Source organism: Bacillus sp. CD3-5 (assembly GCF_006349665.1).
GTDB lineage: Bacteria > Bacillota > Bacilli > Bacillales > Bacillaceae_G > Bacillus_A > Bacillus_A paranthracis.
The window spans coordinates 325,627-346,929 of the sequence record NZ_VEPX01000003.1 but is presented as its reverse complement, the minus strand read 5'-3'; the positions used below and the strand labels follow the sequence as shown (position 1 = coordinate 346,929).

The following is a 21,303-nucleotide window of genomic DNA, read 5'->3' as shown; positions in this document are numbered from 1 at the left end:
ATGAGATGGATCTTCAAAAATTTGATGAGATGATTGATACTGTACAAAGAGCAACATGTATACAAATTAATGAAAAACAAAAAGAAGCTTTTAAACAAAAATATGATTTTGAACCGAATTTCGAATATGGAAGAGATGAGAAAGGGCATTATGTTATTCGAACTTCAAAAAAGATGCTAGAAGAAATGGAATTTTATTTGGCATTGAAATATGATCGAGATGGAGTTGACCTTTACATGGAAGCGGAGATTGATGGTATATATCATGTATCTGTTAGCTATAGTGAAGACGCTTTGCACCTACAAGAATTGTTTCAATTTCTAGAAGAAAAAAAATAAAAGTCCTCATTTGAGGACTTTTATTTTTAATTTTGTAATTATAAGCTAGAAGCCCGGCGGCATCGTTCAATTGGGAATGGAATAACTTGCGCGATGTGATTAGGACCGAATTGTTTTGTACGAGCATGGCGTACTATATAAAATGCACAGAGAATTGAAACAGGAATAGCACCGAATAAACCAAAAAGTAAAGCGCTTACACAAGATGCAACAAAACCTAAAACACCAACTTCTAACTCTTCCATAATAGCTCCTAGAATAATAGGAAGTGCTCCACACGTAACCCCTAGTATAAGTGCGATAAGTAAACTCATGATTCTCCCCCTCTGTTTGCGATTTTCTTTTCCTTCTTAGTTAATTGTAGTATATCATACATAAAACAGAATTTTCAGAAAAAGTTCAAAAAAAGTTCAATAAATGTTCAAAAAGTCTTAATAAATATACTTGAAAAATTGAAGGGAGAGATTGTACTGAAAAGAAGGAATAATACGGTTAGAACCATAAAAAATCAGGCTTATTTCAAAATGAAATAAGCCTGTTCCATAGGAGGATGTATATATGTAGAGTGAATAAAAGGTTGGAAAAGGGGGTCCAAGGCCTTTTATTCAACTAACTACCTTAATAGATTGGAACCCAGCCTTCAGTTGTAACAAAAATACGAATAGCTACAACTTGACGATCATCTTGCAAGGTAAAATAATGTCTTGCATTTTCAGGAACAGATATGAGATCGCCTGGCTCAAGTTCAACGTCAAAGAATATCCCATCTTTCCCTTCAATGGCAAAGATGCCATGCCCACTAACAATAAAGCGAACTTCATCATCAGTATGATGGTGTTCTTTTTGAAAATTAATTAATAATTCGTCAAGGTTAGGTGTGCTATTTGAAAGTGAAATTACATCATGTGCTTTATAACCTCGGCGTGCTGAAACATCAGCAATTTCTTTTGAAAACACAGCTAATATTTCAGCTTTGTTTTCATCTGTTAATGAGTAATTTTCTTTTAAATGAGTAGGAAGTTTGGAAATATTCCATTTCTCATATAAAACGCCTTCCTCTTGTAGAAATTTTGATACTTCCACTTCATTTTCAATGCGAGTATTTATTTCATGAATACGAATTTGCGCCATTAGAAACGCCTCCTTGAATTGATAATAGTTTTATATGAAATTGGAATAAAAACTCATAAGCTTCTAATCTTTTCTTTGCATCAAAGCTATCTCGGCCCCATACGGTAATACCATGGTTACGGATTAATACTGCCCCCGAATCTCCTTGTATATGCTTGCGGAAGTTTTCTCCAAGCGTTGGGATATGAGCATGGTTTTCGATAATAGGAATGTGAATTGTTGCATCTTCTTCCCAAATATCGAGAGCTTTAATAATTTCTTGATTTTGAAGTGTGACTGCATCACTATATAAATTTGTGATAACATTGTTATCGGTTGTATGAACATGAAGGACGCACCCGGCATTCGTATTGTTATAAATATGTGTATGCAAGATTGTTTCTGCTGAAGGGCGTAATTCAGTCTCTAATACGGGAACACCTAGATGATCTACTAATAGAAAATCATCTGGAGTCGTTTTTGTTTTATCTTTACCACTTGCTGTAATGAGAAAAGTGAGTGGTTCATGACTAACCTTTATAGAAATATTACCACTCGTTGCTGGAAACCAATTTCGTGTCGTTAATTCTTTTTTTATCTCGCTTAAGTCATACCATTGACGAAAAAGTTGTTTCATAATTTCACCTCCAACAAATGTTTTAATTCAGCTTGAACATCGTGAAATGTTTCAAATGGTGTATAAGAAATATGATTTTCCTCACATTTTGTAATAAGGAAATCACGAGCGAACACTTTATCCGCTTGTTTCGCAGCTTGTAAATCAGTAATTGAATCTCCAATTACAATATGGAAGTCATTCGTATCACTTAATTTACGGATGAGTGATGATTTACATAATCCGCAATGATTTTGACAATGATGATCACAAGGATGAGGCCAATTCACCGTAATGTATTCATTTGAAAAATCTGTTTTATTACAGTAAATTTGCTCTTTCGAAATGAGTCCTTGTAAGAGTGGATAGACGAAGAAATCCATTCCACCTGATATAACATAAAAGGAAATATTATTTTCATTTACAAATTGTATAAATTCATGAAAACCATTACGGATTTCAGCAGTCTCTATTAAAAATTGAATAATTTCATCGTGCAGATTAGTAGGTATGAATTGAAATAATTGAGAAACACCTTCTTGAATAGATAGCTCTTGTGATAAAATTCTATTCTTTACTTCTTCAGCTTCTGGTGGTGCGAATTTTTCCATAATGGACATAATGTTATCATTATTTGTAATCGTGCCATCGAAATCACAAAATATTTGAATACTCATAATTTCACCTCATGAGAGGGATTTCCCCATATTTGTAGTGCGCTATGCAAATTTATGTCATCTACTTCATGGAGTGGTTTATTTTGCAAAGTAGCATCAATTGCAGCACGGAAAGCTTTACCGCCGCCCTGCGCCCCATTTGGATGTCCATGTATTCCGCCACCAGCATTAATCACAACATCTTTACCGAAATCTCGTACAATAAAGGGAACGAAACCAGGGTGAATACCAGCAGACGGAACAGAAAAGCTCTTCTTGAAACATGCATCGTCTTCAGTTAAATATTTTGAGATAGCAAGAGCTTCCTCTTTTTCTAGCGCAACACTTCCGTATGGAGATGGGAATAATGAAAAGTCAGCCCCAGCATAACGGAGTAGCTTTCCGAGTAATAATGGAGATGAAACTCCATATAACTTAGATGCAGAATAAGCACCACTTACAGCAGGGTGTGCCATAATAGGAACTGGGATTTCATCATCTTCTGCAAGTGATTGTAGTACATCTAGTCCGTAAGAGAATACGTTAAATAATAGAATATCGGCTCCAGCTTGCACTGCACGTTTCGCATTTTCTTTTAAATCAAAAGTTCGTCCTGTTAAATTTACGGCATATAACGTTTTATGTCCGTACGTTTCATATACGGATTGTAAAACTTCTTTTCCAGATATGATGCGTTTCGTAAGTGGTGTTAATGCATTTTCAAATAATATTTCATCATCTTTTACGATATCTACACCACCAATTGCTTGATCGCGTAATTGCGTTTTTAAATACCCAATATTTCGTCCAATCATTCCTTTAAAAATACTCATTAAAAGGGGACGATCATGTACTTGTAAAAGATTTCGAATACCATCTATCCCGAATTTTGGACCAGGAAACTGTTTTTTTAACTCGTCTGAAAAAGTTAAGTCAATTAATTTTACTTCGCCATCAAGTGATAGCTTTCCGAATGTAGTTGTTAAAATTGCTGGTAAATCTGGACTGAAATTTAATAACGGATATTCAATTTTAATAATTCCGCGTTTTACTTTTTTACGTAAATACGAATTGGTATGTTCATGTGCAGCTAATTCCTCAACATGAATGACGTTGCCTTTATGTTGTTTTAATTGTTCTTGCAATAAATGTGGCAAATGTGTCCAAGAGCCAATTGTTAAACCGAGTGCAATTTGCTCAGCTTTTTTTTCTAAGTTATGTGAATCATCATGGATTAAATATGTCGCTATAATTCCGCTCATTGTTATAACCTCCTAGTTAAATAAAAAAACCTCTCAGCTAAGGAGAGGTTTTTTTACAACCAGCTCCTTATCTGTCAGCGTAATGCTGCGAGAATTAGCACCGTGTCTACAATTGTAGATCGGTTGCCGGGTTTCGTCGGGCTCGTCCCTCCACCTGCTCTTGATAAGAAGTATTTAGAAATGTTTAAATTTTTAAGATAACTGAATTTTGTCAGATATTTTTCATGTTGTCAATTACTTTTTGAAAAAATTTAATTTATCAATTCGATGAATGGCTTCTCTTAACCTATCTTCTGTATGTAAGAGACCAACACGGACATACCCTTCGCCATGCTCACCAAATCCAACACCAGGAGCAACTGCGACATGTGCTTTTTCTAGTAAAATATTAGAAAATTGCTCAGAAGTATATCCTTTTGGAACAGGAAGCCATGCAAAAAATGATCCTGTTGGAATGTCTACATTCCAACCAATTGAGTGACAAGCTGAAATAAGAGCGTTTCTTCGAGATTCATAACTATTTACAAGGTCTATTACGCAAGACTGCGAACTTAATAGTGCTTCGCGGGCAGCATCTTGAACTGCACCAAAAATACTAACATACATATGATCTTGTAATAAGTTAATGGTTTCAATGACACTTTCATTCCCTACTGCAAAAGCGATACGCCACCCAGCCATATTGAAAGTTTTCGATAGAGTATAAATTTCAATTCCTGTATCTTTAGCACCGTCTGCTTGTAAGAAACTAACTGGCTTTTGACCATCGAACCCTATAGCACCATAGGCAAAATCATGAACAACTAATATATTGTGTTTATTGGCAAAATGAATTGTTTCATCAAAAAAATCTTTTGATGCAGTAGCACCTGTAGGGTTATTTGGGTAGTTTAAAAACATTAATTTTGCACGCTCGGCAATAGATTCATCAATTTTTGTATAATCTGGTAAAAACTTATTTTCTGCAATAAGCGGCATTGTTTCAAATTGTGCTTTCGCTAAAGCAACTCCTGATAAATAATCTGGATAGCCTGGATCGGGAACGAGAATTGTATCACCAGGGTTTGTAAAGCAAACTGGTAATTCTACTAATCCAGCCTTTCCACCAAACAATATAGCAACTTCAGTTTTCGGATTTACTACTACATCATATTCACGTTGATAGAATGTTGCCACGGCTTCTTTTAAGCTTTCATGTCCGCGAAATGGCGGATATTTATGATGAATGGTCTTTTCTGCAGCATCTTGCAAAGCTTTTACGATATGCTGCGGTGTTGGTTGATCTGGATTACCTTGACCTAGATTAATAACATCGTGACCAGCTGCTACAACTTTGTTAACTTTTGCAACAAGTGAAGCGAAAAATTGTGTTGGCAATGATGTTACTATCTCAGAAGGTTGAAATGATTTCATACTTTCCACCTCTTTTGAAAGTTGTTACAATTCTAGTGACAAATGATATAATCTTTCCAGTATTTTGTAAAGAAAAAAATAAGAATGGGGCTGAAAAAATGAAAGTCGCATGTATTCAAATGGATATTGTCTTTGGAGATGTAGAAAAAAATATTGAGAATGCTAAAAATAAAATAAGTGAAGCGATGAAGGAAAGACCAGATGTCATCGTCTTACCAGAACTATGGACAACAGGTTATGATTTAACGAGACTCTCTGAAATTGCAGATAGGGATGGATTGGAAACGAAAGAAAAGTTGATAGAATGGTCGAAACAATATGGTGTACATATTGTTGGTGGTTCTATAGCAAAGCAAACGGAACAAGGTGTTACAAATACAATGTATGTTGTAACAAATAAAGGAGAACTAGTCAATGAATATAGTAAAGTGCATTTATTTCAGCTTATGGATGAACATAAATATTTAATCGCTGGAAATCGTACTGGTGAATTTAAGTTAGATGATGTAGAGTGCGCCGGCACCATTTGCTATGATATTCGTTTTCCGGAGTGGATGCGCGTTCATACTGCTAAAGGTGCAAAAGTTTTATTTGTTGTAGCTGAATGGCCATTAGTTCGTTTAGCGCATTGGCGTTTACTATTACAAGCAAGAGCAGTTGAAAATCAGTGTTATGTTGTAGCGTGTAATAGGGCAGGGAAGGATCCGAATAATGAGTTTGCTGGCCATTCTTTAATTGTCGATCCTTGGGGTGAAGTTGTTGTAGAAGCGAATGAAGAAGAATCAATTCTATTTGGAGAGCTTACATTCGAGAAAATTAAAGAAGTACGCAAAGGAATTCCAGTTTTTGCAGATCGACGTCCAGAATTATACAAATAAAATGTTGACAAGTGATTTTTATTCTTGGTATAGTCTTCAACATAAAGTTAAAAATTCTAAAAAATTATACAACTCTTATCAAGAGCAGGTGGAGGGATTTGGCCCGATGAAGCCCAGCAACCGACCGTAATACCATTGTGAAATGGGGCGTTTATGACGCCAAAAGGCACGGTGCTAATTCCAGCAGAAAGTAAAACTTTCTGGCAGATAAGAGGGGAGAAGATAAACTTCAAACCTCTTTCTTAGTGGAAAGAGGTTTTTCTGTGTTAGAAAAACCTCTGAATTAAAAAAAGGGGGAGAAGACGATGGGATATTATTCATTAACAGAAGTAACCGCTGTACAATATGCGAAAGAACATGGCTATTTTGAAAAGAAAGCAAATGTAGTTTGTCATGAAATTGGGGATGGAAATTTAAATTACGTGTTCAAATTAGATGATGGAGAGAAGTCTATTATAATAAAACAAGCATTACCATATGCGAAAGTAGTTGGTGAGAGCTGGCCGTTGTCTATAAAAAGAGCGACGATTGAAAGTAAGGCGCTGCAAATTTTTGCAAAGTATGTGCCGGAATATGTGCCGGTAGTGTATAGTCATGATGAAGAATTAGCGGTAACAATCATAGAAGACTTATCCAAATTAACTATTACAAGAAAAGGATTAATAGATGGAGAAGAGTATCCACTTCTATCCCAGCATATCGGTCGTTTTCTAGCGAATGTTTTATTTTATACTTCAGATTTTGGTTTACAGTCAGAAGAGAAAAGGGTACTAGAAGGTACATTTGTAAATCCAGACCTTTGCAAAATTACAGAAGATTTAGTGTTTACAGATCCATTTGGGCATTACGATACGAATGATTATGAGTCGGAGTTACAATTGGCTGTAGATGAACTATGGAGTGATAAAACTTTAAAACTAAAAGTAGCGCAATATAAATATAAATTTTTAACGAGAAAAGAGGCACTCATTCATGGAGATTTACATACTGGAAGTATTTTTTCATCACCTTCTAAAACGAAAGTGATTGACCCAGAATTTGCAACGTACGGTCCATTTGGATTTGACATCGGGCAATTTATTGCAAATCTATTATTAAATGCTCTATCTAGAGAGGAAGAACAGAGAAGTGTGCTATTTTTCCATATTGAGAAAACATGGAGCTATTTCGTAGACACTTTTACGAAGTTATGGATTGGAGAAGGTGTAGAAGCATATACGAAAGAGAAACAATGGTTGCCGATTATTTTGCAAAATATTTTTACGGATGTGGTCGGATTTGCTGGATGTGAGCTTATCCGAAGAACAATTGGCTTAGCACATGTAGCTGATTTAGATGAAATAGCAAATAAAGAAAAGAGAATTCAAGCCAAGAAACAAGCTTTATCCTTAGGTAAAGAACTAATAAAATATGAATCTAAAAACGCTGATATTCAACTGTTCCGAACATTATTTCAACAGACAGTTTCTGGAGGGGTAAAAGCATGAGTACAGTTGTTACGATTCCGAGGTCTGTCAGTTGGAAAGGTGATGCCATTGCAGTATTAAATCAAACAAAGCTGCCGCATAGCACAGAATACAAAACATTAACGACGATTGAAGAGGTATGGAAAAGTATTGTCATGCTAGAAGTAAGAGGAGCACCTGCAATTGGAATTGTAGCTGCATTTGGCTTGGCGCTTGCATCAAAAAAATATACTACTTTACATATTGAAGAATTTCAAAAGAAGTTTAATAGAGACTGTAACTATTTAGGGACGTCACGCCCAACAGCAGTCAATTTATTTTGGGCAATCAATCGTATGAGAGAATCTATTCAAGAAATTACTACAATAAAAGAAGCGCAAAAAATATTAGAAGAAGAAGCGCTTCGTATTCAGCAAAAAGATGAAGCGGTATGCCGAAGTATTGGAGAACATGCATTAACATGCTTTAAAGACGGTGATAACATTTTAACAATTTGTAACGCTGGCAGTATTGCAACTGCTAGATATGGTACTGCATTAGCACCGTTTTATATTGGGAAAGAAAAAGGTGTACATTTACATGCATATGCATGTGAAACGAGACCGGTTTTACAAGGCGGTCGCTTAACGACCTGGGAATTAAAACAGGCAGGTATCGATGTAACACTTATTACAGATAATACGGCAGCTCATGCTATTCAAACGAAAGAAATCAACGCAATTATTGTAGGAGCGGACCGAATTGTCGCAAATGGGGATACAGCAAATAAAATCGGAACGATGAATTTAGCTATATTAGCAAAGTATTTCGATATCCCGTTCTACGTTGCAGCTCCACTATCTACATTTGATATTACGAAACAAACAGGTGCAGAAATTATTATTGAAGAAAGAGATGAAACAGAAGTTACGAAAATTTTTGGGAAACAGGTGGCACCAGTTGGAACTACTGTTTATAATCCTGCATTTGATGTAACACCGAATGAATTAATTACAGGTATTATTACTGAGCAAGGTATTATACGCGGGGATTATAAACGGGAAATTGCATCATTATTTGAAAAACAAGCTAATACATAATAGCTTGTTTTTTTATGCCTAAATGTGTTCTTTTTTCTTATTTATATAATGAAAGGAGGAGAAAAAGATGGAAGAGTGGATCAAGATGATAGGTAATGTAGGGTTTCCAATTGTTGTAACATTATATTTACTCCACCGTATTGAAAGTAAATTAGATGGGGTAATTGTTGCAATAGAGAAGTTGCCACGGCAATTACTACAGTATGATGATCCTCGCAATAAAAAATAAAGTTTGCTCTTCGTGAGCAAACTTTATTTTTTATTGAGCAGTATAACCACCATCGATAACGACAGCTTGACCAGTTATACCTTTTGCTTTTTCGCTCGCTAAAAACATCGCATAATCAGCAATCTCTTGTACTTGTAATAAGCGTTTTTGTGGGACAAGTGGATAAATGACATCCTCTAACACATTTTCAAGTGGTACATTTCGTGTCGTAGCTAAATCTTGTAGTTGATTGCGTACAAGAGGTGTATCGACATAGCCTGGACAAAGCGCGTTAACGGTAATTCCATGAGTAGCGCCTTCTAAAGCGGCAACTTTTGTTAATCCAATTACACCATGTTTCGCGCTATTGTAGGCGGATTTCCCTGCAAATCCAACGAGGCCATTAATGGATGCGACATTAATAATACGACCATACTTTTGCTTTTTCATGATTGGGAAGGCATGCTTTATTGCTATAAAAGGAGCGATTTGCATAATTTTAATTAGTAGCTCGAATTTTTCGGTCGGAAAATCTTCAATTGGTGAAACGTGTTGCATGCCTGCGTTATTAATTAATATGTCTAATGAACCGAAATGAGTAACAGTTTGGGAAATTGCAGCTTTAATTTCTTCTTCGGATGTAACATCACATTTTAAGCCGATAGCTTGAAAGCCTTCTTTTTGCAATTGTTCAGCAGCTTCTTTTGCACGTTCTTCAAGACGATCGGTAATAACGACTTTTGCACCTTCTTTTGCAAAAGCGTTTCCCATTTCATATCCAATACCACTTGCAGCACCTGTTAAAAAAACAACTCGATTTGTAACCATGATGAAAAACATCCCTTCGTAATAAAGTTCTCATATTGCTCTATTTAGAGAGTGGATAATGAAAATCCTGCAAAGATTTGGAAAAATATTGTTAGCTATCTTGTTTTGCAAAATAGTCTCTGCTATACTATTTTGTAAAGCAAGATACTTACGCTTATCTATCTTGTAAAACAAGATAGTAGGAGGATTTGAATTATGTCGACAAGTCAAATGCTGAAAGGGATTTTAGAAGGATGCTTACTTGCTATTATTTCTGAAGGTGAAATATACGGTTATGAAATGAGTGAGAAGCTAGCAAAGTATGGCTTTACAATGGCGAGTGAGGGAAGTATTTATCCGTTATTAATACGAATGCAAAAGGAAGGATTCATAAAAAGTGTAATGAAGGAATCCCCATCTGGTCCAAAACGGAAGTATTACACGTTAACAGAAGATGGCGAAGATGCACTGGATGAATTTATGGATCGCTGGGAAGCGATGCAAAGTAGTGTGGAACGTCTACTTGAAGGGAAGGAGAGAAGAAGATAATGTTATCAAATGAAGCACGAAAATTTTTATTAGATATGAGATTGTTTTTGGCTACAAAGAGTGTGAAAGAAAGCGATATGGAAAGCTTTATTGAAGACGCAGAACTTCATTTAATAGAAGGTGAGAGTGATGGGAAAAGTGTAGAAGAAATTTTCGGAAGCTCACCGAAAGAATATGCAAATGAACTTGTAAAAGTGATGGAAAAGGATAGACAGGAAACGTGGAAGCAAATTGGTTTTACAGTAATGAATATCGTATCGTTTTGGATTATTGCTTCTATCCTAATAGTGAATAACGGATTATTACAGATGTCACTTATTCAGGGCGTGGGGTATAGTTTGTCATTGATTTTAGTTGTCATAGGTCCTAATTTTCTACTGCGCAAAATGACCTTTGTAACAAGTTTTACAAAAACTTGGTTTGCTATGTGGTCGTTAGTCATAATCGCACCAATGTTTCTAATAGGGGCTGTAACGATATTAGATGTGATTTATCCTACAAAAATGTTTATATTCACCCAAATGCAAAGTTATATATTAGCTGGTAGTATTTTCATCATTACAGTTGCAATAAATATATATTTTAATGGATGGTTTAAAAACTTATATTTAATCATCCCGCTTTCTATTATGTTAGTGTTTAAAACATTTACATCAGAAGACCTTGTTCCAATGCTATTTCAGATTATATGTTTATACGGAAGTTTATTTATTTTAATTTTCCTTGAAATTATGATGAAGACGAATAGAAGAGAAACGGTTTAATAAGGGAGGGGTTATTATGAAGATTTCTAAAGAAGGAGAAAAGTTTTTAATCGATACGAAAGTATATTTAATAACAAAAGGAATTAAAGAAGAAGATGTGGACGCTTTTTTAGAAGATGCAGAGCTTCATTTAATTGAAGGTGAGAAAGAGGGAAAGACGGTAAGTGATATATTTGGTGATTCACCAAAAGAGTATGCGGAAGAATTAGCGAAAGAGATGGAGAAGGATAAAGGCGGAAGTATAAAGACTATTTTAGGAATGATAATTGGAATAGGGGGATATTGGTTACTTACAAATATTTTATTTGAAAGCCCAAATCATGAATTTACATTAACGAATGTACAATTAATTGGATACCCAATTGTTTTAATGATTACTATTGTAGGAATTATATTTGCTTTTAAAATGTCATCATTTAAGAATAAAATAAAAGAATTTAGCATTATTTATGTAGCAGCATTGCTACCGATTTTATTACTAGTATTATTAATGTTTATGAATAAATGGTATGGGACACCTGTATTACAATTAACGACTATACAAAGTTATATACTAGCTGGAGTTATCTTGCTAGTACTGTTAATTGGAGAAGCATACATACTTGGCTGGATTGGGATATTAACTGTTATTGTCCCGCTATTCATTATGTTTGTATTTAAAGAATTAGGGAAGAACAACCCATATTGGGGAATGCTAGAGCCGTTACTTCTGTACGGAAGTTTATATGTATTAATGAGATGGTCTTTGAAAATTGAGGAGAAAAAAACTGTAAGCTAGCTTTATATTAATAGCGAACGAACTGAATTTTTTATTAAGAGGAGAACAAATATGCAAAGTATATTTCTAGGTATATTGTCTATTACATTTTTAGGTTTAACGATTTTTGGGCTATATACTACCTTTTCGAAAAAGGTACACGATGACTATTTCGATACTTTATTAGATGACACATCAGGTTATGTTTTGTTCTTCGGTTTAATAGGTAAAGGGCTGCTCTGGATATGCAAAAAATTATTTCCAAAGAAATATTATATAGAGATTTTTAGAGTAATTGTATTTATGTTTAGTTATATATTTGCATCCGTTGCAGCCGAAATTTGGTTTATTGATTGGAATCTATTGTTTTAAACAGTAACAAAATCGTTACTGTTTTTTTCTTTGCAATAAAGAGCTTTGTAAAGAGAGAGCTTTTTGTTCGTTCGTTAATAGAGACTGAATATGGACATTTTCAGGGCGAGGGACGATCGGATACATAAGATTTGTTGGAGAAGGATGGTGCTCCGAGCCAGTTGGGGAATGAGGATCTGCGTGAGTAAGTTTTCCATGAACACGTCTTGTAAATAAAATATGACCAATTTCATGAGCGAGCGTATATATATTTTTCATAGGAGCAGCCGAGTTTGTTAAAACGATATACCCTGTAAGTTGCTGTTGTTTTGCTAAAGAGTAGGCACAGGCAATTACTGCTGTTTCTTTGAAATAATCACTGCCAATATAACAAATGTAAAGGTCGCATTCAGGAGCTTCATTTACACAAGTTTGAAAAAAGGATGCTAATTTTTCCTGACTTTGAATAGAATCTTTATAACTAATTTCACGGTCAGAAAAACGGAAGAGTTCATTTAAAACAATTACTTCTTGAATTTGAAAGGTAATCGGGTGCCAAATTGACTCTGCAACTGCTAAATCTTTTGCAATACGGTCATCAGAAATATCGGCGCCTGGCGTAATGCAAATACACATATTGACGTATGGATCCATAAGGAACACCTCAACTGAAAAAATTCTTTCTATAATATATGTTGGGAAAAGATCCTATGTATGGATAAACGCCTTGTTTATTACAAGTCGAAAAAATTTCATAGTTCTATAACATGGTTTGGCTGTCTTTTTGATATAGTAAAGGAAAGGGGGAGAATATATGTATACATTAAAAATCGTTTCAGACAGAGAAGCACTGTATCAATTTGCAAGTTATGTAAGAGTTGTACAAGGGGTGGAAGATGTATATGTAGAGGTGGGAGAACCTTTATATGAACATCCTTTAATGAAATTTTATGTACATATTAAGCTTGAGGAAACATATGAGCAACATAAAGCGTTACAAGAAATAGCAAGATTAGTAGAATTAGGGCGTTTTACATATGTCCATTATCGTAATGATGAAATAGAAGAAGCTTTTGAAGCTGTAAAATATGAAAGTTTTAAGAAATAAAGGTGAAAAAAGGGAGCGAAAGCTTCCTTTTTTTCTTTAAAATTACATCAACAAAAGGAGAAAAATTTTGTTATGATAAGGGAGGGTGAGGAAAGGAGAGTTTACATATTGGGGTATATTGAAGAGTTACGCAAAGTCGTTGGTACAAGGCCGCTTATTCTAGTAGGATCAGCAATTATTATCTTAAATGATAATCAAGAAGTATTGCTTCAATATCGTTCAGATACATATGATTGGGGTGTACCTGGTGGAGCGATGGAGCTAGGAGAAACGACAGAAGAAACTGCTCGTAGAGAACTATTTGAAGAGACGGGACTAAATGCGAAAATTATGCAATTTATCGGGGTTCTTTCGGGAAAAGAAGTGTACTTCCAATATCCAAATGGAGATGAAATTTTTAATGTCATTCATCTGTATCAGGGACATCATGTGAGCGGGGAATTAAGGCTTGACCATGAAGGATTACAGCTTCAATATTTTCCAGTAGATAAGTTACCGAATTTGAATAAAACAACAGAGAAAATTTTACAAAAATTTCTATATGCATTAACAGAATAGAAGGTTAATTCCTTCTATTTTTATTATATTAAATATTTTGATTTTTTAGTATGTTTATAGTATGATAGGTGTAGACATACATCTTATGGAATTTCACCTAAAAACTGACTAGGGTACATAAGAGAGGGGCAAGTGCAAAATGCATAATGTTGTTATTACAGCTGCAGTTCGTTCGCCAATTGGAACTTTTGGGGGAGCGCTAAAAAATGTAACGCCAGTAGAATTAGCTGTTCCTGTACTTCAGGAAGCTGTAAAACGAGGCGGGGTAGAACCACACGAAGTTGATGAAGTGATTTTAGGTCATTGTATTCAAAGAACTGATGAAGCAAATACGGCGAGAACGGCTGCATTATCGGCAGGGTTTCCTGACACAGTTACAGGTTATACAATCCAACGCCAATGTTCTTCAGGTATGCAAGCAATTATGTCGGCTGCAATGCAAATTCAATTAGGTGTAAGTGAAGTTGTCGTTGCAGGTGGAGTAGAAGCAATGAGTTCAAGCCCTTATGCATTAAAACAACACCGCTGGGGACAACGCCTACAACACGGAGAAATTCGTGATACGGTGTGGGAAGTATTAGAAGATCCAATTCATCATATTATGATGGGGGAAACAGCGGAAAATTTAGTTGAACAATATGAAATTACAAGAGAGGAACAAGATGAAGTTGCGCTTCGCAGTCATACATTGGCATTGAAGGCAATCGAGTCTGGATATTTTGACGATCAAATTGTTCCTATTACAATAAAAGAACGTAGAAAAGAAGTAGTATTTTCGAAGGATGAACATCCACGTGCTGACATTACAGCAGAAAAATTAGCAGGATTAAAACCAGCTTTCCGTAAAGGCGGATCTGTAACGGCAGGGAATGCATCTGGCCTGAATGACGGAAGCGCGGTTCTAGTATTAATGAGCGAAGAAAAAGCGAAAGAAAAAGGCTTACAACCGTTAGCTAGAATTGTTGGATATTCAGTAGCTGGAGTAGATCCAAAAATTATGGGGATTGGACCAGCACCAGCAATTCGTAAAGGATTAGAAAAAGTAGATTGGTCATTAGAAGATGCAGATTTACTGGAAATTAATGAAGCTTTCGCTGCGCAATACTTAGCTGTAGAGAAAGAACTAGGTTTAGATCGTGAAAAAGTGAATGTAAACGGTAGTGGTGTAGGACTTGGACATCCAATCGGTTGTACAGGAGCTCGTATTACTGTAAGTTTAATTCATGAATTGAAGAGACGCGGGTTAGAAAAAGGAATTGCCTCTCTATGCGTCGGCGGCGGTATTGGGGTAGCATTATTTATAGAAGCACTATAAAAAGAAGCAGCAATCGCTGCTTCTTTTTATTAAGAATCAAATAAATGATGAAATAATCGATCACGATTTTCAAAGAAAAGTTTCGTCGTTTGGTAATGCTCGGTGTCTTCTAAGGCGGACTCGTGAATTCCTTCTTGTGTTAAAGAGTATATGGTGGATTCAGGATAAGCCATTAAAATTGGAGAATGCGTTGCGATAACAAATTGTGAACCTTGTTCCGCTAGTTCATGCATTCGAATGAGCATAGAAAGTTGTCTCATTGGTGATAGAGCGGCCTCGGGCTCATCTAAAATGTATAAGCCTTGTCCTGAAAAACGATTCATAAATAAGGAGAAAAATGACTCACCGTGTGATTGGGCGTGTAGTGAAGTACCACCATATGAGTCAATAATTGGATTTCCACGTGCTTCTGAATCGGCATCCATTTCATCAATATAAGAAGCAACGTTATAAAATGATTCGGCACGAAGAAAGAAACCGTCATTTGGTGTATTGAAACTTTTGGAAATTCGAAGGTATTCATGTAAAGATGAATGGGAATCGTTTGTACTAAAACGGAAGTTTTTCGTTCCACCTTCTGCATTAAATCCTAAAGCAATTGCAATCGCTTCGAGTAATGTTGACTTCCCCGTTCCATTTTCTCCAATAATGAATGTTACATTTGGATGGAAAGCTAGTGATTGTAATGTTCGAATAGCGGGTAAACAGTAAGGGTATGCGGAGAAACTAGGGATATTTTCTTTTTTTAATGTGACATTTTGTAAAAAGGGTACATCAATCAATATAGAAACCTCAATTCATAACGGATTTTGATTCTAAAAAAGCAGCAAATACAAGGGTAAGACAACTTGCAAATAGTATTGTATATTGAAGTGCGCAAAAGCCAAGACCTTCCCAGCTGAAAATCATTCTCTTCCATATGAAAATAAAAAGAGTGCTTATAAAACCAACGAGAGCAGGTATATATTTTATAATTTTGTAGTGCTTCCATAGATAGAAGCCAATGTATGTACTTAAAAACAAGGTAAACAGAACAAGAAAAAAGACAAGTGTTAATGACACGTGAACTCCCTCCTTATTTTCTGAATATTTATGTGGATTATATCATTTAAACTATCATATTCCAATGTGAAAATAAATATTGCATGGAGATTATTCATGTCGTTATGATAGATAGTATGTAATCTATTGTAATTCTGAAAAGGAGCTAAAACATGCCGTTTACATTTGCACATCCAGCAGCAGTTCTTCCTTTTGCAAAAAAGTATTCTCAACATATTTCAGTAACGGCTCTTATATTAGGTAGTATGGCGCCTGACTTTGAATATTTCCTACACTTTAGACCGTATGGTGTAATTGGGCATACGTGGCTTGGATTCTTATATTTTAATTTACCACTCGTATTTTTATTAGCATACATATATCATTACATTTTAAAAAAGCCGTTTATAACACATTTACCTAAACCATTTGCTGGCTACTATACATATGCAGTAGATGAGAGGTGGGGGCTTTACACAAGGAAAGATTTCTTTGTATTTTGTTATTCAGCATTATTCGGTATGTTAACGCATGTTGTTTGGGATGCATTCACTCATAAGACAGGCTATTTTGTTATGAAAATACCATTATTGCAAAGAGAATGGTACGGTATCTCTGTTTATAAATATATGCAACATGGAAGTACATGTATTGGTTTTCTGTTATTAGTATACGTTTTATGGAAGTGTAGAAATGAAATGGGTAAAGACCTTATTTTAGCTTCGGAAAAAATAAAATATTGGATTTCGATAATTGTTGTGGCAGCTATTATATTTATCGTGCACGCGTTCGTAGATCCCTATTTTCATATTTTCCAAATAGGGGGTATAATAGTATCTGGACTGACAAGTTCGTTTTGTGGACTTCTTATTGTTTCTATAGTTTACAAAGCAAGGGACTAATTTTATATTCATGAATGATAGTGTTAGGAGAAATTAAATGATGAAAGCATGGAAAAGTATTTTTATTTTATGTAGTTTTCTTCTTATGTTAAGTGGTTGCTTCCATCAAGAAGAAAAGAAAGTTGAACCGAAGAAGAAAGAATCTATTCCTGAAACAAAAGAATATGGTGGACGTGAGCTGAAAAAAGTAGGACAAAAAGTGAAAGAAACTGGATGGGGTACTTTTAAGTTAGAGCAGATTCATTCAGTAAATCAAACATTTGAAGTAGCACCAATGAAAATTCACGTACAAGATGTGAAAGTAATCTCTTTATCACAGATGAGTAAAGATGCAAAAAATACATTAAAAGTATATACGGCATTAACTCCTGAAGAAGTAAAGCGTAGATTAGGAGATAAAGTAAGTCAAGAAGATGCAGAGTTATATGCATCGCTAAGTGGAACAGAGATTAGTGATACGATTCGTTACGTTGAAATTACATATAAGGTGGAAAATAGCGGGAATAAAAATATACAATTTTTCTCTATGAATGATGTTGCGATTAATGATAAACAACATTTTAAAGTAGCAACGCAAAACTTTTTATATGATGAAGATACGCTCGTTGGTACAAAAAATGTATCAAGGGAAGACTATAAGCCTGGTGAAACAAGAGATGGTATTATCGGCCTAATACTTGATGATGGAAAAGAAAAGGTAAAGGATATTAAATTTACAACAGATAATGTAATCGCAGCAAATACAGAAACGCAAGATGTTGTAAAAGAGCCACAAACTTTTAACATCTCACTTTCTGAGTAAGTTGTTTTTAAATATATGCAAGAAAAAACAGTCAGCGCTCAAACTATTATGCTGACTGTTTTTTCTGTTCTTCTATGTATGAATCTACACTTTGAAAAGGTACCTTAATTTTAAACGCATCTTTTTGTTCATGAAATTGTTTTTCATTATAGGGGCCAAAACGTTTATTATGCTTTACGTCAATAATCCAATAATGCTCGCTTTTTTTATTTGCAATTGCTGCGTCAGGATTATTAGGATCTGACTTTTCCTCAGTTTGTTTTGCAATAATGTATTTATCATCCCAGGCTATGTCTGTAATTTTTGCAGGAATGTATTGTGTGGCATATACAGCATCTTGCGTGGGGAAAAGTTCAAATGCATTTCCAGAAGTACGTATGAGTTCGTATTCATCGTTAATCGTATATGTTATATGATTTGTATTTCCAGCACAACCGGCTAATAGGAATGCGACGAATAGGATTATCCATTTTTTCAATATGGGAACCTCCTTTACAATGCTGTTGTAACACATTGTACAAGAAAAGTAAGAGAAACGCTAGTTTACAATGTTTTTTAGAAGTGGTACGATGAGACGGGTAAAGAAGGATATGAAGGAGTCGACATAAAAATGAAGTTAAAGATGCATCGTCCAGCGCTTGTAATGAACCGCATAGGTGCTTCCCTAATTGACATGTTTTTAATCTCGGTTATGTATGGTGCAGTAGTAGCTGTTATGACTGGAAATTATAGTGCTATTTTTAATCGCTTTAATATTAGTTTTGGCGATTATAGATATGATCTTGCAGTAGTTTTTATATTAATGGCGATATATTTTATTTTGCTACCCTTTATTTGGAACGGTGTAACACTTGGTAAAAAGGTAACGAGAATAAAATTAATTTCATTGAAGAGTGAAAAGTTAACATTACAAACATTAACGATTCGATTTTTTGTATTGTTATTACCGAACATATTACTGCTTGGAATTCCGATATTATGTAACGTATATATGATGTTATTCCGCAAAGATAATTGTGGTTTTCAGGATTTAATTACAAAAACGAAAGTGATAAGTCTTGTATAACAAAAAGAGACCTTTTTATATAAAAAGGTCTCTTTTTGTTATACAAATATATTTTAATGGATATATAATAGGGAAAAGTTAATCTATATCATTTTCGAATTTAATAGATTGAAAATTAAGAAAATGTTATAATGATGAAAATAATATGTTTATATAATAAGGGGGAAATTGAAATGACTGGAGGTAGCGTAATCTTTTGGGGGATTTTAATTTTCATCGGTTTAGTTTTCGATCAGCGTAATAGTAAGAAAAAAGAAGGAGTAAAAAAGTAACCGTTTACAAATGAATAAGTAACTTTTCTTGCTTGCAGACTAATCTCATAAAGGAGTATACTGAATGACGGTAAGACTTATAGAAGGGGTAATGAAAATGAAGCTTGCAGGAAAAGTTGCTATCGTAACTGGCGGTGGCATCGGTATTGGACGTAATACAGCTCTTTTGTTGGCTAAACAAGGCGCAAAAGTAATTGTGACGGACATTGATCAAGAAAGTGGACAAGCAACAGTGGAGGAAATTACGAATCTAGGCGGAGAAGCACTTTTTGTATCCTATAATATGGAAAAACAAGGAGATTGGCAACGCGTAATCAGCATTACTTTGAATGCATTTAGTCGCATTGATATGCTTTTTCAAAATGCTGGTTTATATAAAATAGATTCTATATTTTCACGCCAACAAGAGAACGATTCCAATGTACTTTGTATTAATGACGTATGGATAGAGATAAAACAATTAACGTCATCTTTTATGAAACAGCAAGAAGAAGTGGTGCTAAGTGACTTACCGATTTTCGGTATTATTAGCACGAAAGGACAATCATTTCATACAGTAGAAGCCCTCGTATAATAGTGAAAACCGCCCTCAATATATGTGGACGGTTTTTTTGTATGAAAATTATTTTTTAACGAATGCGTTGTTCGTTTTGACTATCAAAGAAATGCGCTTTATTCATATCAAATGCTAGTTTAATTTGGTCACCAGGTGAAAATGTATGTCTTGCATCAACACGTGCTGCAAAATCTTGATTTCCAAGTTTCATATATAAAATAGATTCAGCACCTAATAACTCAGCAACTTCAATTTTTGTTGTGAAGGCAGTAGATTGTGAAGCTTCTAAAAATAATAGTTCATCATGAATGTCCTCAGGACGAATACCTAAAACAATGTCTTTATTTACATAGCCTTGTTCACGTAATATCTTCATTTTTCCTTCAGTTACTTTAATTTTTGCAGCATTGTCTATAACGAAATCGGTTTCAGTTAATTTACCACGGAAGAAATTCATCGCTGGAGAGCCGATAAATCCACCAACAAAAATGTTTTCAGGTGTTTCATATACTTCTTTTGGAGTACCGATTTGTTGAATTTTTCCGTCTTTCATAACAACAAGACGAGAAGCCATTGTCATCGCTTCAGTTTGATCATGCGTTACATAAATTGTTGTCGTACCAAGGCGGTGGTGTAACTTAGAAATTTCTGAGCGCATTGCAACACGTAATTTAGCGTCTAAGTTAGATAATGGCTCATCCATTAAGAACACTTTCGCGTCTCGAACGATTGCTCTCCCTAACGCAACACGTTGACGTTGTCCACCAGATAATGCTTTCGGTTTTCTATCTAAATATTGTTCCAGTCCTAAAATTTTTGCTGCATCTTTTACACGACGATCAATTTCATCTTTTGGTATTTTTCTAAGTTTTAATCCAAATGCCATATTATCATACACACTCATATGTGGATATAGGGCATAGTTTTGGAAGACCATTGCGATATCACGGTCTTTTGGAGGGACATCATTCATTAGCTTACCATCAATTGAAAACTCTCCTTTTGAAATATCTTCAAGTCCAGCCACCATTCGTAATGTTGTAGATTTTCCGCATCCAGAAGGACCGACAAATACGATAAATTCTTTATCTTGAATGTGTAAATTGAAGTCTGTTACAGCTGTTACGTTATTATCATATATTTTATAAATGTTTTCTAATTTCAGTTCTGCCATGGTATTTCCCCCTAGAAATAATTATGCAAACGTTTTCTTTGAGTTCATTATAAACGAATAGATTCAAAAAATAAACAAAAAAATAAAACGTTTTCATGAATTGGAAGAATATTAGTAAATTTCGTATGTTTTCTTAGAAAAATAAGAATAAAAGTTGTAAGCGCTATTTTAAATTAAGATGGAATCTGTTATCATTCATTAATGAAAACGTTTGCGCCTTGGGAAAAGAGAAAATTGAATTATGAATGAAATGGG

29 protein-coding genes and 2 riboswitches are annotated in these 21,303 nt (G+C 34.8%); of the genes, 17 read left to right on the top strand and 12 right to left on the bottom strand.

The window, feature by feature from the left end:
- Positions 1 to 5: 5 nt before the first annotated feature.
- Complete coding sequence (locus FH036_RS09280) at positions 6 to 338, top strand: DUF3909 family protein (protein ID WP_000365613.1); 333 nt, start codon at positions 6 to 8, stop codon at positions 336 to 338.
- 38 nt (positions 339 to 376) lie between these two features.
- Here the strand turns inward: FH036_RS09280 and FH036_RS09275 are convergent, their stop codons facing one another.
- The 6 genes from FH036_RS09275 to FH036_RS09250 all read right to left on the bottom strand — a co-directional run bounded on the left by FH036_RS09275 (position 377) and on the right by FH036_RS09250 (position 5,395).
- On the bottom strand, positions 377 to 652 hold the full coding sequence (locus tag FH036_RS09275; protein ID WP_000054670.1) for a hypothetical protein: 276 nt from the start codon (positions 650 to 652) through the stop codon (positions 377 to 379).
- A 304-nt stretch (positions 653 to 956) separates the two neighbouring features.
- Positions 957 to 1,469, bottom strand: coding sequence for a 1,2-dihydroxy-3-keto-5-methylthiopentene dioxygenase (locus FH036_RS09270; protein ID WP_139895626.1), 513 nt, complete (start codon positions 1,467 to 1,469; stop codon positions 957 to 959).
- The gene (locus tag FH036_RS09265; RefSeq protein ID WP_000811326.1) at positions 1,447 to 2,085 is read right to left on the bottom strand and encodes a methylthioribulose 1-phosphate dehydratase; all 639 of its coding nucleotides are present in this window, start codon (positions 2,083 to 2,085) and stop codon (positions 1,447 to 1,449) included. The genes FH036_RS09270 and FH036_RS09265 overlap by 23 nt, the downstream gene beginning before the upstream one ends.
- Positions 2,082 to 2,741: a 2-hydroxy-3-keto-5-methylthiopentenyl-1-phosphate phosphatase gene (gene mtnX / locus FH036_RS09260; RefSeq protein WP_139895625.1), complete on the bottom strand. Its 660-nt coding sequence runs from the start codon at positions 2,739 to 2,741 to the stop codon at positions 2,082 to 2,084. Before mtnX ends, FH036_RS09265 begins: the two co-directional genes overlap by 4 nt.
- Positions 2,738 to 3,982 (bottom strand): 2,3-diketo-5-methylthiopentyl-1-phosphate enolase, encoded by a 1,245-nt coding sequence (gene mtnW / locus FH036_RS09255; RefSeq protein ID WP_139895624.1) that lies wholly within the window; start codon positions 3,980 to 3,982, stop codon positions 2,738 to 2,740. Before mtnW ends, mtnX begins: the two co-directional genes overlap by 4 nt.
- Before the next feature lie 64 nt (positions 3,983 to 4,046).
- Positions 4,047 to 4,152: riboswitch (SAM riboswitch) on the bottom strand.
- 64 nt (positions 4,153 to 4,216) lie between these two features.
- The gene (locus FH036_RS09250; RefSeq protein WP_139895623.1) at positions 4,217 to 5,395 is read right to left on the bottom strand and encodes a pyridoxal phosphate-dependent aminotransferase; all 1,179 of its coding nucleotides are present in this window, start codon (positions 5,393 to 5,395) and stop codon (positions 4,217 to 4,219) included.
- Between the two features lie 14 nt (positions 5,396 to 5,409).
- On the opposite strand from FH036_RS09250, the gene FH036_RS09245 reads away from it, so the two are divergent.
- From FH036_RS09245 to FH036_RS09230, 4 genes are all read left to right on the top strand, one after another.
- On the top strand, positions 5,410 to 6,273 hold the full coding sequence (locus FH036_RS09245; protein ID WP_025991622.1) for a carbon-nitrogen family hydrolase: 864 nt from the start codon (positions 5,410 to 5,412) through the stop codon (positions 6,271 to 6,273).
- A gap of 72 nt (positions 6,274 to 6,345) precedes the next feature.
- Positions 6,346 to 6,487, top strand: a riboswitch (SAM riboswitch).
- 91 nt (positions 6,488 to 6,578) lie between these two features.
- A complete protein-coding gene (gene mtnK, locus FH036_RS09240; RefSeq protein WP_139895622.1) occupies positions 6,579 to 7,760 on the top strand; it encodes an S-methyl-5-thioribose kinase in 1,182 nt (393 codons plus the stop codon).
- On the top strand, positions 7,757 to 8,818 hold the full coding sequence (mtnA, locus tag FH036_RS09235; protein ID WP_138321178.1) for an S-methyl-5-thioribose-1-phosphate isomerase: 1,062 nt from the start codon (positions 7,757 to 7,759) through the stop codon (positions 8,816 to 8,818). The genes mtnK and mtnA overlap by 4 nt, the downstream gene beginning before the upstream one ends.
- A 67-nt stretch (positions 8,819 to 8,885) precedes the next feature.
- Entirely contained in the window at positions 8,886 to 9,047 is a 162-nt protein-coding gene (locus tag FH036_RS09230; RefSeq protein WP_000393333.1) for a YvrJ family protein, read from the top strand.
- Between the two features lie 30 nt (positions 9,048 to 9,077).
- On the opposite strand, the gene FH036_RS09225 is transcribed toward FH036_RS09230, so the two are convergent.
- Complete coding sequence (locus FH036_RS09225; RefSeq protein WP_138321180.1) at positions 9,078 to 9,854, bottom strand: 3-hydroxybutyrate dehydrogenase; 777 nt, start codon at positions 9,852 to 9,854, stop codon at positions 9,078 to 9,080.
- Between the two features lie 195 nt (positions 9,855 to 10,049).
- Between FH036_RS09225 and FH036_RS09220 the strand changes: the two genes are divergently transcribed.
- The 4 genes from FH036_RS09220 to FH036_RS09205 are packed head-to-tail and all read left to right on the top strand — an operon-like array spanning position 10,050 to position 12,275.
- Positions 10,050 to 10,382, top strand: coding sequence for a PadR family transcriptional regulator (locus FH036_RS09220; RefSeq protein WP_070806776.1), 333 nt, complete (start codon positions 10,050 to 10,052; stop codon positions 10,380 to 10,382).
- Positions 10,382 to 11,146 (top strand): DUF1129 domain-containing protein, encoded by a 765-nt coding sequence (locus FH036_RS09215; RefSeq protein WP_139895621.1) that lies wholly within the window; start codon positions 10,382 to 10,384, stop codon positions 11,144 to 11,146. Before FH036_RS09220 ends, FH036_RS09215 begins: the two co-directional genes overlap by 1 nt.
- A gap of 16 nt (positions 11,147 to 11,162) precedes the next feature.
- The gene (locus tag FH036_RS09210) at positions 11,163 to 11,924 is read left to right on the top strand and encodes a DUF1129 domain-containing protein (protein ID WP_000703256.1); all 762 of its coding nucleotides are present in this window, start codon (positions 11,163 to 11,165) and stop codon (positions 11,922 to 11,924) included.
- Positions 11,925 to 11,975: 51 nt separating this feature from the next.
- Positions 11,976 to 12,275, top strand: coding sequence for a DNA-binding protein (locus FH036_RS09205; protein WP_139895620.1), 300 nt, complete (start codon positions 11,976 to 11,978; stop codon positions 12,273 to 12,275).
- 15 nt (positions 12,276 to 12,290) lie between these two features.
- On the opposite strand, the gene FH036_RS09200 is transcribed toward FH036_RS09205, so the two are convergent.
- A complete protein-coding gene (locus FH036_RS09200) occupies positions 12,291 to 12,908 on the bottom strand; it encodes an ImmA/IrrE family metallo-endopeptidase (protein WP_139895619.1) in 618 nt (205 codons plus the stop codon).
- A gap of 160 nt (positions 12,909 to 13,068) precedes the next feature.
- Between FH036_RS09200 and FH036_RS09195 the strand changes: the two genes are divergently transcribed.
- The 3 genes from FH036_RS09195 to FH036_RS09185 all read left to right on the top strand — a co-directional run bounded on the left by FH036_RS09195 (position 13,069) and on the right by FH036_RS09185 (position 15,235).
- Positions 13,069 to 13,362 carry a DUF3928 family protein gene (locus FH036_RS09195; protein ID WP_000288327.1) on the top strand — a complete coding sequence of 98 codons (294 nt, stop codon included), beginning with the start codon at positions 13,069 to 13,071 and terminating at the stop codon, positions 13,360 to 13,362.
- A gap of 108 nt (positions 13,363 to 13,470) precedes the next feature.
- Positions 13,471 to 13,920 (top strand): NUDIX hydrolase, encoded by a 450-nt coding sequence (locus FH036_RS09190; RefSeq protein WP_000540524.1) that lies wholly within the window; start codon positions 13,471 to 13,473, stop codon positions 13,918 to 13,920.
- Between the two features lie 139 nt (positions 13,921 to 14,059).
- Positions 14,060 to 15,235: an acetyl-CoA C-acetyltransferase gene (locus tag FH036_RS09185; protein WP_139895618.1), complete on the top strand. Its 1,176-nt coding sequence runs from the start codon at positions 14,060 to 14,062 to the stop codon at positions 15,233 to 15,235.
- A 29-nt stretch (positions 15,236 to 15,264) separates the two neighbouring features.
- Here the strand turns inward: FH036_RS09185 and FH036_RS09180 are convergent, their stop codons facing one another.
- Together FH036_RS09180 and FH036_RS09175 are read right to left on the bottom strand one after the other, a co-directional pair.
- Positions 15,265 to 16,017: an AAA family ATPase gene (locus tag FH036_RS09180; RefSeq protein WP_000567995.1), complete on the bottom strand. Its 753-nt coding sequence runs from the start codon at positions 16,015 to 16,017 to the stop codon at positions 15,265 to 15,267.
- 10 nt (positions 16,018 to 16,027) lie between these two features.
- On the bottom strand, positions 16,028 to 16,297 hold the full coding sequence (locus FH036_RS09175) for a hypothetical protein (protein ID WP_139895628.1): 270 nt from the start codon (positions 16,295 to 16,297) through the stop codon (positions 16,028 to 16,030).
- A 152-nt stretch (positions 16,298 to 16,449) separates the two neighbouring features.
- Between FH036_RS09175 and FH036_RS09170 the strand changes: the two genes are divergently transcribed.
- Both FH036_RS09170 and FH036_RS09165 read left to right on the top strand, forming a co-directional pair.
- Entirely contained in the window at positions 16,450 to 17,178 is a 729-nt protein-coding gene (locus FH036_RS09170) for a DUF4184 family protein (protein ID WP_001116879.1), read from the top strand.
- Between the two features lie 37 nt (positions 17,179 to 17,215).
- The gene (locus tag FH036_RS09165) at positions 17,216 to 17,980 is read left to right on the top strand and encodes a hypothetical protein (protein ID WP_000973883.1); all 765 of its coding nucleotides are present in this window, start codon (positions 17,216 to 17,218) and stop codon (positions 17,978 to 17,980) included.
- Between the two features lie 46 nt (positions 17,981 to 18,026).
- Here FH036_RS09165 and FH036_RS09160 read toward each other — a convergent pair whose 3' ends face one another.
- Complete coding sequence (locus tag FH036_RS09160) at positions 18,027 to 18,458, bottom strand: DUF3997 domain-containing protein (RefSeq protein WP_000758783.1); 432 nt, start codon at positions 18,456 to 18,458, stop codon at positions 18,027 to 18,029.
- Between the two features lie 132 nt (positions 18,459 to 18,590).
- Here FH036_RS09160 and FH036_RS09155 point away from each other — a divergent pair, with 132 nt between their 5' ends.
- From FH036_RS09155 to FH036_RS09145, 3 genes are all read left to right on the top strand, one after another.
- Positions 18,591 to 19,046 carry an RDD family protein gene (locus FH036_RS09155; RefSeq protein WP_000769088.1) on the top strand — a complete coding sequence of 152 codons (456 nt, stop codon included), beginning with the start codon at positions 18,591 to 18,593 and terminating at the stop codon, positions 19,044 to 19,046.
- Positions 19,047 to 19,219: 173 nt separating this feature from the next.
- Positions 19,220 to 19,318, top strand: a complete 99-nt coding sequence (locus tag FH036_RS09150; protein ID WP_000145657.1) for a hypothetical protein — start codon at positions 19,220 to 19,222, stop codon at positions 19,316 to 19,318.
- Between the two features lie 64 nt (positions 19,319 to 19,382).
- Positions 19,383 to 19,892 (top strand): SDR family NAD(P)-dependent oxidoreductase, encoded by a 510-nt coding sequence (locus FH036_RS09145; protein WP_000218426.1) that lies wholly within the window; start codon positions 19,383 to 19,385, stop codon positions 19,890 to 19,892.
- 55 nt (positions 19,893 to 19,947) lie between these two features.
- Here FH036_RS09145 and FH036_RS09140 read toward each other — a convergent pair whose 3' ends face one another.
- Complete coding sequence (locus FH036_RS09140; protein WP_000818923.1) at positions 19,948 to 21,048, bottom strand: ABC transporter ATP-binding protein; 1,101 nt, start codon at positions 21,046 to 21,048, stop codon at positions 19,948 to 19,950.
- Positions 21,049 to 21,303 lie beyond the last annotated feature (255 nt).